Source organism: Bradyrhizobium sp. (assembly GCF_035309285.1).
Taxonomy (GTDB): domain Bacteria; phylum Pseudomonadota; class Alphaproteobacteria; order Rhizobiales; family Xanthobacteraceae; genus Bradyrhizobium.
This window is the reverse complement of the sequence record NZ_DATGFH010000170.1, coordinates 1-12112: the sequence shown is the minus strand read 5'-3', so window position 1 is coordinate 12112 and position 12112 is coordinate 1. Positions and strand designations below refer to the sequence as shown.

12 protein-coding genes are annotated in these 12112 nt (G+C 63.5%); 8 read left to right on the top strand and 4 right to left on the bottom strand.

The annotated features are described in order from the left end of the window. Window positions 1-55: 55 nt before the first annotated feature. From murI to VKR55_RS30645, 4 genes are all read left to right on the top strand, one after another. A complete protein-coding gene (murI, locus tag VKR55_RS30660; RefSeq protein WP_324409143.1) occupies window positions 56-853 on the top strand; it encodes a glutamate racemase in 798 nt (265 codons plus the stop codon). Between the two features lie 59 nt (window positions 854-912). Continuing rightward, entirely contained in the window at window positions 913-1692 is a 780-nt protein-coding gene (locus tag VKR55_RS30655; protein WP_324409142.1) for an HpcH/HpaI aldolase family protein, read from the top strand. A gap of 332 nt (window positions 1693-2024) precedes the next feature. Continuing rightward, on the top strand, window positions 2025-2642 hold the full coding sequence (gene rpsD, locus VKR55_RS30650; RefSeq protein WP_324409141.1) for a 30S ribosomal protein S4: 618 nt from the start codon (window positions 2025-2027) through the stop codon (window positions 2640-2642). A gap of 187 nt (window positions 2643-2829) precedes the next feature. Further along, complete coding sequence (locus tag VKR55_RS30645) at window positions 2830-3897, top strand: threonine aldolase family protein (protein WP_324409140.1); 1068 nt, start codon at window positions 2830-2832, stop codon at window positions 3895-3897. Window positions 3898-3904: 7 nt separating this feature from the next. Here VKR55_RS30645 and VKR55_RS30640 read toward each other — a convergent pair whose 3' ends face one another. The 4 genes from VKR55_RS30640 to grxD form a co-directional block, all read right to left on the bottom strand. After that, complete coding sequence (locus tag VKR55_RS30640; protein ID WP_324409139.1) at window positions 3905-5182, bottom strand: serine hydrolase domain-containing protein; 1278 nt, start codon at window positions 5180-5182, stop codon at window positions 3905-3907. Then, the gene (locus VKR55_RS30635) at window positions 5163-6446 is read right to left on the bottom strand and encodes a serine hydrolase domain-containing protein (RefSeq protein ID WP_324409138.1); all 1284 of its coding nucleotides are present in this window, start codon (window positions 6444-6446) and stop codon (window positions 5163-5165) included. Before VKR55_RS30635 ends, VKR55_RS30640 begins: the two co-directional genes overlap by 20 nt. A gap of 63 nt (window positions 6447-6509) precedes the next feature. Continuing rightward, complete coding sequence (locus VKR55_RS30630; RefSeq protein WP_324409137.1) at window positions 6510-7040, bottom strand: O-acetyl-ADP-ribose deacetylase; 531 nt, start codon at window positions 7038-7040, stop codon at window positions 6510-6512. Between the two features lie 4 nt (window positions 7041-7044). Next, entirely contained in the window at window positions 7045-7377 is a 333-nt protein-coding gene (gene grxD, locus VKR55_RS30625) for a Grx4 family monothiol glutaredoxin (protein WP_324409136.1), read from the bottom strand. A 316-nt stretch (window positions 7378-7693) separates the two neighbouring features. Here grxD and egtB point away from each other — a divergent pair, with 316 nt between their 5' ends. From egtB to VKR55_RS30605, 4 genes are all read left to right on the top strand, one after another. Then, a complete protein-coding gene (egtB, locus tag VKR55_RS30620) occupies window positions 7694-8953 on the top strand; it encodes an ergothioneine biosynthesis protein EgtB (protein WP_414642501.1) in 1260 nt (419 codons plus the stop codon). 92 nt (window positions 8954-9045) lie between these two features. Further along, window positions 9046-10014, top strand: coding sequence for an L-histidine N(alpha)-methyltransferase (egtD, locus tag VKR55_RS30615; protein WP_324409134.1), 969 nt, complete (start codon window positions 9046-9048; stop codon window positions 10012-10014). 239 nt (window positions 10015-10253) lie between these two features. Continuing rightward, window positions 10254-10922, top strand: coding sequence for a tetratricopeptide repeat protein (locus VKR55_RS30610; protein WP_324409133.1), 669 nt, complete (start codon window positions 10254-10256; stop codon window positions 10920-10922). Window positions 10923-10957: 35 nt separating this feature from the next. Next, window positions 10958-12112 (top strand): efflux RND transporter periplasmic adaptor subunit (locus VKR55_RS30605; RefSeq protein ID WP_324409132.1); only part of this gene is annotated, 1155 nt, incomplete at its 3' end.

Below are 12112 nucleotides of genomic sequence, written 5' to 3'. Positions count from 1 at the left end.
CGCCACAGACGTCGAAAAAACTGAATGATAACCTTCATTCGGCTAGGATCGCGGCGTGACCAAATCTCCAATCATCCTGGTGTTTGATTCCGGTCTTGGCGGCATGACCGTGTTGCGCGAAATCGTCGCCGCACGGCCCGAGGCGCACTTCGTCTACGTCGCCGACGACGCGTTCTTTCCCTATGGCCACCACGGCGAGGATGAAATCATCGCGCGCGTGGTGCCCTTGATCGGCGAATTGATCGATCGCTATGCGCCCGACCTCATCGTGATCGCCTGCAACACCGCCTCCACGCTCGTGATGTCCCACTTGCGCGCGGCCTATAAAACTCCTTTCGTCGGCACCGTTCCCGCGATCAAGCCGGCCTGCGCGCGGTCGAAGACCCGGCGAGTCTCGGTGCTCGGCACCAGAGGCACGGTGCAGCGCGAATATACCAAGGCGCTGATCCGCGATTTCGCGCAAGGATGCGAGGTGACGCTGGTGGGCTCGCCGGAGCTTGCCTCGCTCGCCGAAAGCGCTCTGAGCGGCAATGAGGTGAGCGACCGTGACATCCTGGCCGAGCTTGCGCCCTGTTTTGTCGGCGCCGCTGAGAACGACAAATCGCGCACCGACACCGTCGTGCTCGCCTGCACGCATTTTCCGCTGCTGCTGGATTGCTTTGTGCGGCTCGCGCCCTGGCCGGTCGACTGGATCGATCCGGCGCCGGCGATCGCAAGGCGGGTTTCGGATCTGCTTGGCCCCTCTCGCGGCGACGGCGATGCCAGCGGCGCCGAGATGATCTTCACCTCGAACAAGCCGCATCGGCTGAGCCGGACGCTGATGCCGTTCTTCGGCGGCCGCGTGCCGGCATAGCCATTTGCCGCGAGACGTCGCACTGTTAACGTCCAGCCCCTCATCGAACGGAGCCTGGAATGACTGTAGCCGCGCCCATGCCGCTGAACCGCCTGCGCAAGGAGTGGCGGGAGGGACGCCCGACCTTCGGCGCAATCGCGACCATTCCGAGCATTCAGACCGTGCAGATCATGGCGCGATGCGGGATCGACTGGATCATCGTCGATCTTGAGCACGGTCCGATCGATCTAACCTCGGCGCATGCGATGATCACGGCTACGGCCGGCACACCCTGCGTGCCGCTGGCGCGGATCGCAGCCAACGAGCCGTGGCTTGCCAAAGCGCCGATGGATATCGGCGCGCTCGGTATCAATTTTCCGATGATCTGCAGCCGCACCGATGCCGAGAAGGCGGTGCGCAGCCTGCGCTACCCGCCGAAGGGCGACCGCTTCTGGGGGCCTTTCCACGCCCCGTTCCGCTGGGGCCTCTCGATGCCGGACTATATGGCGACCGCCGATGACGACATGATCTGCATGATCACCATCGAGCACGCGGATGCCGTCGAGCGTATCGACGAGATCATGGCAACCCCGGGCATCGACGTTGCGGTGATCGGTCCCGGCGATCTCGCGACCTCCATCAACAAGCGCGGACAGGTCGACGATCCCGAGGTGCAGGCACTGATGCGGCGCGCCGAGGAAGGCATCTTGAAGAGCGGCGTGCCGATCGGCGGCGTGGCCCGCACAGCCGACCAAGCGAATGCGATGATCGATCGCGGCTATCTGGCGCTCGCGCTCGGCTTCGACTGGTCGCTGTTTCAGCGCGGGATTGCGGCGGCATTCCAGGGGATCAAGCGCTAGCCACGCTGATGGCCGGCCGTTGCCCGCTCATAACGCCATCGAAAAAGAGCGTATAAGCCGTTAGGAATATTGGGATTTCTTACCGAGACGGCCAGCGTGCCGGGCAGTCGGCGCCCTGACGCCATTGCAAACCCAGTTGGGCCTTTTCGTTGACAATCCGGGGCTTTCTGCCTAGAAACCGCCCTGCTCGCGGGCCGCTTTTGGCCCGCGATGCGTTTCGCGACCCGTGGTCCATCCCTTCAAGCTTTGGGGGCTGGATCTGTCGGCGGTCCGGCCCGTCCGGACGCACAGGAGGGCGCGTTTCCTCAACCTTTAGACCTGAAGAGGACGCGATGACCAAGCGCAATGAGGCGAAGTACAAGATTGATCGACGCCTGGGCCAGAATATCTGGGGACGCCCGAAGAGCCCCGTCAACCGCCGCGAATACGGCCCCGGCCAGCACGGCCAGCGCCGCAAGGGCAAGCTTTCCGACTTTGGCGTGCAGCTCCGCGCCAAGCAGAAGCTGAAGGGCTATTACGCCAATATCAGCGAGCGCCAGTTCCACGGGATCTATGTCGAGGCCGTCCGCATGAAGGGCGACACCGGCGAGAACCTGATTGGCCTTTTGGAGCGTCGTCTCGACAGCGTGGTATTCCGCGCCAAGTTCGTCCCCACCATGTTCGCGGCACGCCAGTTCATCAATCACGGCCATGTCAAGGTGAACGGCCGCAAGGTCAACATCGGCAGCTATCAGCTCAAGGTCGGCGACAGCATCGAGGTGAAGGAATCCTCCAAGCAGCTCGCCCATGTGCTGGAGGCAGCCCAGCTTCCCGAGCGCGACGTGCCCGATTATCTCGAGGTCGATCACTCCAAGATGACCGCAAAATTCGCGCGCGTTCCCGGCCTCTCCGACGTTCCGTTCGCCGTGCAGATGGAGCCGCACTTGATCGTCGAATTCTATTCGCGCTGATCGGGTTTGCTTCCCGACGATTTTCGAAGGCCCCGGCTTTGCCGGGGCCTTTTTGTTTCGCTATACCAATGGCCAACGATCGTCATGCGCGGGCTTGACCCGCGCATCCATCATCAAAAGAGTCATTCTTAGATGATGGATTGCCGGGGCAAGCCCGGCAATGACGAGCAACGATAAGAGGCAGCCCATGCACTACACCCCTCCCCCTCGCGATCCCAAGGCGCCGCCGGTCCGCATCAATCTTTTGTCTGACACCCAGACGAAACCGACACCGGCGATGCGGGAGGCAATGGCGCGGGCGGAGGTCGGCGACGAGCAGATCGGCGATGATCCGAGCGTGAACCTGCTCTGCGAACGCGTCGCCGATCTGCTGGGCAAGGAGGCCGCCGTGTTCATGCCGTCGGGCACGATGTGCAACGTGGCGGCGACGCTGGTGCATTGCCGGCCAGGCGACGAAATCCTGGCGCACGAAACCGCCCACATCATTGCACGCGAGGGCGGCGCGCATGCGGCGCTTGGCGGCTTCCAGATCATGCCGCTTCCTGGCAACGACGGGCAATTTTCGCCGGACACCTTGCGCAAGGCGCTGCACCCGCGCACGCGTTACCAGCCGCCGCAGGTGCTGGTCAGCGTCGAGCAGACCGCCAATATCGGCGGCGGCACAATCTGGAAGAAGAAGGCGCTCGACGAGGTCGTCTCGATCGCGAAGTCGGCGGGGATGGCGACCCATATGGACGGTGCGCGCCTCCTCAATGCAACGGTTGCGACCGGCATTTCGGCGCGCGACATGGCCGCGGGCTGGGATTCGGCCTGGATTGATTTCTCCAAGGGGCTCGGTGCGCCGATCGGCGGCGCCATCGCGGGAAGCCGCGCCTTGATTGACGAGGTCTGGCGCTGGAAGCAGCGGCTCGGCGGGTCGATGCGCCAGGCCGGCATCTGCGCGGCCGCCTGCGTCTATGCGCTCGACCGTCACGTCGATCGCCTCGCCGAGGATCACGCCAATGCGCGCGCGCTTGCCCGCGGGCTGTCGCAGATTCCGGGCATCGAGGTACAGGAGCCCGAGACCAATCTCGTGTTCTTCAAGCCGGACGGCGCCGGCGTCCCTGGTGACAAGATGGTGGCTGCGCTCAACAAGCGGGGCGTGCTGCTCGCGATGATGGACGGACGCATCCGCGCCTGCACGCATCTCGATGTCACTGCAGCGATGATCGAGGAGATGATCGGCCACGTGCGGGAGATCGTACGGGCGGCTTAGCACATGATCACTTTCGAAGCGCCTCGTAGATCAGCTTCTTCACCTCGGTCTGAATCCGCCCGCGCTGTGACGGCGATTGCATCATCACGATCGCAAACATGTCGTCCCTGGGATCGATGAAGAAGAACGTGCCGCCGACGCCGTCCCAGCCATATTCGCCGGCCGGCAGCAGCCTCGTTGCGACCGTCCGCACCGCAAACCCGAGGCCGAAACCGCTGTCGCGGTGCGGGAAATAGAACCCGTCACGCCGAATCCCGGTCTCCGGTCCGATGCGGTCGGAGGTCATCAAAGCCACCGTCTGGGGCTTCAGGTAGCGCCTGCCGTCAAGCGCGCCACCCTCCAGGAGCATCTCCGCAAAGCGCGCATAATCGCGCGCGGTGCCGTCCATGCCGGCGCCGCCGGATTCCCAGCGCCGCTGCTGGATGGGATCGTCGAGACCCGCGATCGGACGCTTGAACCCGCCGTTCGGACGGAACGCGGCAACGCGCCCGCGCTTCGCCTCGGGTACGAAAAAGCCGGTGTCCTTCATCCCTAAGGGATCGAGCAGCCGCTGCTTCTCGAACTGAAAGAGCGGCCGTTCCGAGACCACCTCGATTACGCGACCGAGCACATCGCTCGAATGACCGTAGTCCCACTGCGCCTCCGGCTGCTCGGCCAGCGGCAATTTGGCGAGCCGCGCGGCAAATTGCGCGTTGTCGAAATCGCCGTCGAACAGGCCCGAGCTTCTATAGAGCCTGCGCACCACGCCGTCGCCGTAGAAACCATAGGTGATGCCGGAGGTGTGACGGAGCAGATCCTCGATCGTGATCGGCCGCTGCAACGGCTCGAGGGTGAGTTCAGCCTTGCCGCTCGCGTCCTTCTGCTCGACGCCCACCTTCACATCGGCAAAGGACGGGATGTACTTCGAAAGCGGATCGTGGAGCGCGATTTTGCCGTCGTCGACCAGCATCATGGCGGCCACCGCGGTGATCGGCTTCGACATCGAGTACAGGCGGAAGATCGCGTCCTTCGTCATCGGCGCGTGCGCGGCCGCATCGCGCTGCCCGAAGGTTTTGAAATAGACCGGCTCGCCGTGCTGCTGGATCAGCACCACGGCGCCGGGAATGCGGTCCGACGAAACCTCGTTCTCGAAATAATCGCTGACGCCTTTCAGCCCGTCCGCGGAAAAGCCGGTTTCGATCGCCGGCCGCGGATCGCCACGCGCCGGCGGCGCCGCGACGACGAGGCCGATCAGAAGCGCGACGGCGAGCCGCAACGCCGTGCGGTCAGTTCTCCAGGGCCTCATAGATCAGCTTCTTCACCATCGGCTGGATCTTCTGACGCTCCGAGGGGGTCTCTTCCAACAGCACGAAGAACATGTCCTGCTTGCGGTCGATCACGAAATAGCAGCCGCTGGCGCCGTCCCACTTCAATTCCCCGATATCGCCTGGCGGCGGCGGCCTGGCAATGCCGGCATCGGTGCGCACGCCAAAGCCAAGTCCATAACCGAAGCCGTCGCCTGGAAAATAAAGGTAATCGCGACCGACATTGGCGCCGGGACCGACGTGATCGGTCGTCATGTCCTTGAATGCCTTGTCGCTGAGATAGCGCTTGCCACCGAACTTGCCGCCATTGAGGATCATCCGGGCGAAGCGTGCGAAATCCGCCATGGTGGTGACCATGCCGCCGCCGCCGGATTCCCACTTCATGGGGACGTCGGCGTAGCTCACGTAGCCGACCCGGAAGTCGGCGTCGTTCGGCATCGGCTTTGCGATCAGATGCTTCCTGGCAGGGTCGGTGACGTAAAAGGTGGTGTCCTTCATGTCCAGCGGATCGAGCAGTTTCTCCTTCTCGACCGCCAGCAGCGACTTGCCGCTCACGACTTCCATGATGCGTCCGAGGATGTCGGTCGAATGGCCGTATTGCCAGAGCGCGCCCGGCTCGTTCTGCAGCGGCAGCCTGGCGATGCGCTCGGCAAACTCGGCATTGTCATAGTCGCCGGCATAGATGTTGGCGGCGGCATAGGCCTTGCGAACCAGGCTGTCGCCATAGAAGCCATAGGTGATGCCGGAGGTCTGGGTCATCAGGTCGCGAACCGTCGGCGGCCGGTTCGGCGCCACCAGATCGAGCGTCTTCTTTCCGCCGTCGTCCTTCTCAAGACCGAGTTTCACATTGGCAAAGGACGGGATGAATTTGGAGACGGGATCATCAAGCGACATCTTGCCTTGGTCGATGAGCTGCATGGCCACCACGCTCGTGAGCGGCTTGGTCATCGAGAACAGGCGGAAGATGGTGTCGTCGGTCATCGGCTCCTTGGTTGCGACGTCGCGCACGCCGATGAACTCGTGATAGACCGGCTTGCCATGCTGCTGGATCAAGAGCACCGCGCCGGGAATCTTGCCGCCGGTGACCTCCTCGCGCAGGTAGTCACCAACCTTCGCAAGCTTCTGCGGATTGAAATGCGCGCCCGCCGGAATATCGAAGGTGCCCTCGGCACGGGCCGGCAACGCGATTGCCGCAGTCAGGAACAGCCCACAGGCCAACAATCGCAACTCCTGAAATTGCGTCATTTCCCCTCCCGAAAATTTGTCCTGGCCGGAGTTTAGCGGCGGTCGCCACGGGCACAAGGCCTCTCAAAGCTGCGTCATGGCCGCTTCATGAAGCTTGGCGCTGTCCTGCGAAAAGCAACAGAATATCACGCGGCCGAGCGTCGGCGCCGCCGCAAGCGCTTCTACCACGGTCGTGACCGCGATGCGGGCGGCACGGTCGGGGGGAAAGCCATAAACGCCGGTCGAAATCGCCGGGAAAGCAATCGAGCCAAGATGATGAACCTGGCAGAGCGCGACGGCGCGGCGATAGCAGGACGACAGCAGTTCATCCTCGCCGCTCCCGCCGCCGCTCCATACCGGCCCCACCGCATGGATCACATACTTGGCCGGCAGCCGGTATCCGCGCGTGATCTTGGCGTCGCCGGTCTCCCAGCCGCCCAGCGTGCGGCACTCGGAAAGGAGCTCGGGGCCAGCCGCGCGATGAATCGCGCCATCGACACCGCCGCCGCCCAAAAGCGACGTGTTCGCCGCGTTCACGATGGCGTCAACGCTGAGCGTGGTGATGTCAGCAACAATGACTTCGAGCCGCGCGGTGCCGATCTGGCGCGCGGCCAATGTCCTACACCGCTGCGTCGACCGGGATGCCTTTGTCGGCAAAGAGCTGCTGCAATTCGCCGGCCTGGAACATCTCGCGGACGATGTCGCAACCACCGACAAACTCGCCCTTGACGTACAGCTGCGGAATGGTCGGCCAGTTCGAATAGGCCTTGATGCCGTTGCGCAGCTCCGCCGATTCCAGAACGTTCAGGCCTTTGTAGCCGACACCGATGTGATCGAGGATCTGCACCACCTGTCCGGAGAAACCGCACTGGGGAAACTGCGGCGTACCCTTCATGAACAGCACCACGTCGTTCGACTTCACTTCGTTGTCGATAAATTGCTCGATGCTCATCTTCGCTTCCTTTTGCAGCAGGGCCTTTTCCGATCCGGTTCGGTCCTGCCATTCCCGGGCGGCCTTTCAAGGCCACCCATCTAACCCGATACTTCCCCTATATGTAGCGCAAACCGTTGTTCATCCAAAGCAAAATGGCCGATATTTGATATGCGCCGCCCGCAGGCGCTGACCTTGCCGGGGGTGCTTATCCATTGGCTGATGACATCAATATCATCACTTGGGAGGCTTTTTTCCCGAAAGAGACCCCCTATCTAGGTCGGGCTGCCTGTTAGGAACCAGTTGGCAGGCCCAACGTTCTCTGCTCCGATCGGAGATGCCAGTGACGAAATCAGCGACTGCTGCCCCGCTTGCCGCCCCCGCCCCGTCACTTTTCTCGGATTCCGGCAGCCTCGCTCAGGATCTCGTGGAAACGTATCTGGCCGTCCGCGGCGAGACCGAACGCCGCGCCGCGCCGCTGAGCCCGGAAGATGAGGTCGTGCAGTCGATGCCGGACGCGAGCCCCGCAAAGTGGCATCGCGCGCATACCACCTGGTTCTTCGAGCAGTTTCTGCTCGGCGAGCATTGCGAAGGCTATACGCCCTTCCACCCCGATTATGCCTTCCTGTTCAATTCCTACTACGTCAGCGCCGGCCCGCGGCACGCCCGCAACGCCCGTGGCATGCTAACGCGGCCCAGCGTCAAGGACGTCGCCGCCTATCGCCGCCATGTCGATGCGGCCGTGGTGAAATTCTTTCAGGCGGCCGGCGAGGTCACGCTGCAAAAGCTCGCGCCGCTGGTCGAGGTCGGGCTGAACCACGAGCAGCAGCATCAGGAATTGATGTTGACCGACATCCTGCATGCCTTTGCGCAAAACCCGATTTCGCCGGCCTACGATGCGGACTGGCGCTTCCCCGCCTCGAAGCGCAACGGCGACCGCTGGGTGACGCTCAACGAAGGCATCCACACCGTGGGGCACGGCGACGACAGCTTCCATTTCGACAATGAAAAGCCGGCGCACCGCGCTCTGGTGGGTCCGGTCAAGCTCAGCCGCAATCTTGTCACCAATGCCGAATGGCTCGCCTTCATGAAGGACGGCGGTTACGCGACCGCGACGCTCTGGCTGATGGACGGCTTTGCGACCGCAACCAATGAGGGCTGGCAGGCGCCCGGGCACTGGCGTGAGGTCGACGGCAAGTGGCATGTGCTGACGCTTGGCGGCTTGAGGCCGGTCGATCCGGACGCGCCGGTCTGCCATGTGAGCTATTACGAGGCCGATGCGTTCGCACGCTGGGCGGGCAAGCATCTGCCGACCGAGATGGAGTGGGAAGTCGCCGCCCGCGCGGGCGAGCTCAACGATGCCTTCGGCATCGTATGGCAATGGACGCGTAGCGCGTATGCGCCCTATCCCGGCTACCGCGCTGTCGAGGGCGCCCTCGGCGAATATAACGGCAAGTTCATGGTCAACCAGCTGGTGTTGCGCGGCTCCTCGCTTGCAACCCCGGAAGGCCACAGCCGTATCACCTATCGCAACTTCTTCTATCCCCACCACCGGTGGCAATTCACGGGACTACGTCTAGCCGACTACGCCGCCTGACTTTTCCCAGGGCATGATCCGGTCGGGTGGAAACCGGGGCCTGCTCACATACGGATCAAAAGCGCGCCGGAAAGCGCGTTCAGGAGAGTATCATGAATGTGCACGCCCCCGCTTTGGCCAACGCGCATCTTCCCGACGAGCAGACGTCCGCTTTCGCCCGCGACGCCGTGGACGATCTGTCGCAACATCCCAAGCGCCTGTCGCCGAAATACTTCTACGACGCGACCGGCTCGGAGCTGTTCGAGGCGATCACGCGGCTGCCGGAATATTATCCGACCCGCACGGAACTCGGCATCCTGCGCGACCGCGGCAGCGAGATCGCATCCATCATCCCGCAGCGCGCGGCGCTGGTCGAATTCGGCGCCGGCTCGACCACCAAGGTCCGCTTGTTGCTCGAGAGATGCGCGTTCGCCGCCTACGTGCCGGTCGATATTTCCGGCGATTTCCTGCACGGCCAGGCCGAACGGCTGGGCAGGGATTTTCCCGATCTCGCGGTCCATCCGGTGGCGGCGGATTTCACCGCGCCCTTCGCGCTGCCTGCGCAGATTGCGGGCCTGCCGAAGGTTGGCTTCTTCCCCGGCTCGACGATCGGCAATTTCGAGCCGCATGAAGCCTGCCGCTTCCTGCGCAGCGCACGCGACATACTGGGCGAGCGCGCGCAGATGATCGTCGGCGCTGACCTCGAAAAAGACGAGCGCGTGCTCTACGACGCCTATAATGACGCCGCCGGCGTCACCGCCCGCTTCAATCTCAACGTGCTGGTCCGCATGAATCGCGAGCTCGGCAGCAACTTCGATCTCTCCGCCTTCACCCATCGCGCAATCTACAATCGCGAGCGGCATCGCATCGAGATGCATCTGATCAGCAAGAGGCAGCAAGCCGTGCGCATGCTGGGCACGAGCTTCTCGTTCCGTCCCGGAGAGAGCATCCACACCGAGAACAGCTACAAATACTCGATCGACCGCTTCGCGGCACTCGCCCGCGGCTCGGGCTGGAAGGTCCGGGAATCCTGGACCGATGCCAACGGCATGTTTTCGGTGCACGCGCTAATCGCGGAATGACTGCGGCGATTTCGCGAAAGCGCGCTTCGCGGACACTCATGAACGGAGCCTGAAGAAGGTTCGATCGGGAACCGGCGGAATCGTCGGCAGCGTGCGCCAAATCACGCTGCCGATTCCCGATGCTTGAAGGCTGAACCTCGCCGCAGGTATAATCGACTTAGATTTTGAGAGGTGGCCGACGCGGTGATGTCGGCGTCTGGCGCCGGCATTTTCAAGCGCCGAAACCTTAGAGAATTTTCATGAAGCGGGCTCTTCTGGCGATCCTTTGCAGCGCCGTTCTTCTGACGCATGCGCCTGGCGCGATCGCCGATCCGGCGTCGGATCAGGACATGGCAAGCCGCTATCTACGGGCGGCGCAGTCGGGCGATGACGAGGCGGAGTTCTATGTCGGCGCGCTTTATTCGGCCGGGGTTGGCGTTCCGCGCTCCGACAAGGAAGCGTTCCGCTGGTTTGGCCGCGCCGCCGACCAGGGCCATTCGCACGCGATGCTGATTCTCGCGGGCCTTTATGCCATCGGCCGCGGTGTCGAGCGGAACAATATCGAATCCTACAAGTGGGCCTATATCGTCAGCGGCGCGTCGCGGGTGGATGAGTTCCGCGACGGCGCCCGCCAGTTGATGAGTGTGCTTGAAAGCCGAATGACCTCTGCGGAGATCAATCTGGCGAGAACCGAGGCCAGCCGGTGGCACGCGGTGGCGACCGGCAAGCTGCCCCCGGCAGGGCCTGCGACCAGTGGATCGCGAACGACACCCGCCTTCGCTGCGCCGGCATCCGCCCCACCGATCACCACTGCGGCACCAGTTGCGCCGGCGCCCAGCCCCAGTTCGCAACCGTCGGCCCAAATCTCCGACATCGACAGCTTCCTGAAGGAAGTGCCGTCAGGCGTGCGCAAGAAATTGGGCTTCTAGAAGCGGAGGGGATCGCGATGAGGATCTTGCGCATCTTGGGAATCGCAGTCCTCGCCATAGCGGCGGGCGGCGGCTACTACGCCTATACCCATTATCTTCACGCGGTGACGGTAACGACGAGCGTCGCAACGCTGGCGCCCGTCTCTGAAGCCATCTACGGGACCGGAACCGTCGAGCCGGCGCGCTGGGCCAAAGTGGTGCCGCTGCAACGGCGCCGGCTGGTCGATCTCTGTAGCTGCGAGGGGCAGACGGTAAAGGCTGGCCAGATTCTCGGCCGCCAGGATGACGCCGAGGAACGCAACGCCCTGAACGAATTGCAGCTCTCCTCTCAGCAGGCGCAACGCGACCTTGATCGCGCGGAGAAAGACCGCACCAAGAGCGACGCGGCGCAGAAGGAATATGAGGAGCGCTGGACCCAGGCGCAGGAGTACAAGACGCGCATCGCCGCCCAGCAGGTCAGAATCGACCAGCTTGTGCTGCGCGCTCCGCTCGACGGCATGGTGCTGCGGCGCGACGGCGAGGTCGGCGAGATCGCAGGCCCCACCGACGTGCTGTTCTGGGTCGGCCCGCCGCTGCCGATGCAGGTCGTCGCCGAAGTGAACGAGGAGGAGATCAACCATATCGCGGTCGGTCAGAAGGCCCTGCTGCGCAGCGATGCCTTTCCGGGACGGGTGCTGCGTGCCAGCGTTTCGCAGATCACGCCGAAGGGTGATCCCAAGCGCAAAACCTTCCGCGTCTACCTGCTGCTGCCGAACGACACGCCGCTGCGGATCGGCATGTCGGTCGAAGCCAACATCATTTTCCGCGAGAAGCCCTCTGCGATCGTAGTGCCTGCGGAAGCGGTGGCAAACGGCGCCGCGCAGATCGTGAACAACGGCCGCCTCGAGCGCGTGCCCGTGCGCCTCGGCATCCGCGGTAGCCGCAATGTCGAGATCATCGGCGACGTATCACGGGGTATGGCGGTGCTCTCGCCTGCCCGACCCGATCTCCCCGATGGGACCCTGGTCCGCATCGAGCGGAACAAGGAGACGATCGAGCCGCAGGACGCCTCGCCCGACGCAGCGCCGGATCAGGCACCGGCCGATCGCACGCAGGTGGCATCCATGCCCGTATCTCCAGCCCCTGCGAGCAGCGACCCGGACGATGCCGTGATTTCGACGGCGATCTCAGCCCACATCGATTCTGTCGTC

Excerpts from the sequence above, each read along its gene's own strand:
- VKR55_RS30655 (WP_324409142.1), top strand. The coding sequence starts at position 913 with ATGACTGTAGCCGCGCCCATGCCGCTGAACCGCCTGCGCAAGGAGTGG.
- rpsD (WP_324409141.1), top strand. The coding sequence starts at position 2,025 with ATGACCAAGCGCAATGAGGCGAAGTACAAGATTGATCGACGCCTGGGC.
- VKR55_RS30645 (WP_324409140.1), top strand. The coding sequence starts at position 2,830 with ATGCACTACACCCCTCCCCCTCGCGATCCCAAGGCGCCGCCGGTCCGC.
- VKR55_RS30640 (WP_324409139.1), bottom strand. The coding sequence starts at position 5,182 with ATGAGGCCCTGGAGAACTGACCGCACGGCGTTGCGGCTCGCCGTCGCG.
- VKR55_RS30635 (WP_324409138.1), bottom strand. The coding sequence starts at position 6,446 with ATGACGCAATTTCAGGAGTTGCGATTGTTGGCCTGTGGGCTGTTCCTG.
- grxD (WP_324409136.1), bottom strand. The coding sequence starts at position 7,377 with ATGAGCATCGAGCAATTTATCGACAACGAAGTGAAGTCGAACGACGTG.
- egtB (WP_414642501.1), top strand. The coding sequence starts at position 7,694 with ATGCCAGTGACGAAATCAGCGACTGCTGCCCCGCTTGCCGCCCCCGCC.
- egtD (WP_324409134.1), top strand. The coding sequence starts at position 9,046 with ATGAATGTGCACGCCCCCGCTTTGGCCAACGCGCATCTTCCCGACGAG.
- VKR55_RS30610 (WP_324409133.1), top strand. The coding sequence starts at position 10,254 with ATGAAGCGGGCTCTTCTGGCGATCCTTTGCAGCGCCGTTCTTCTGACG.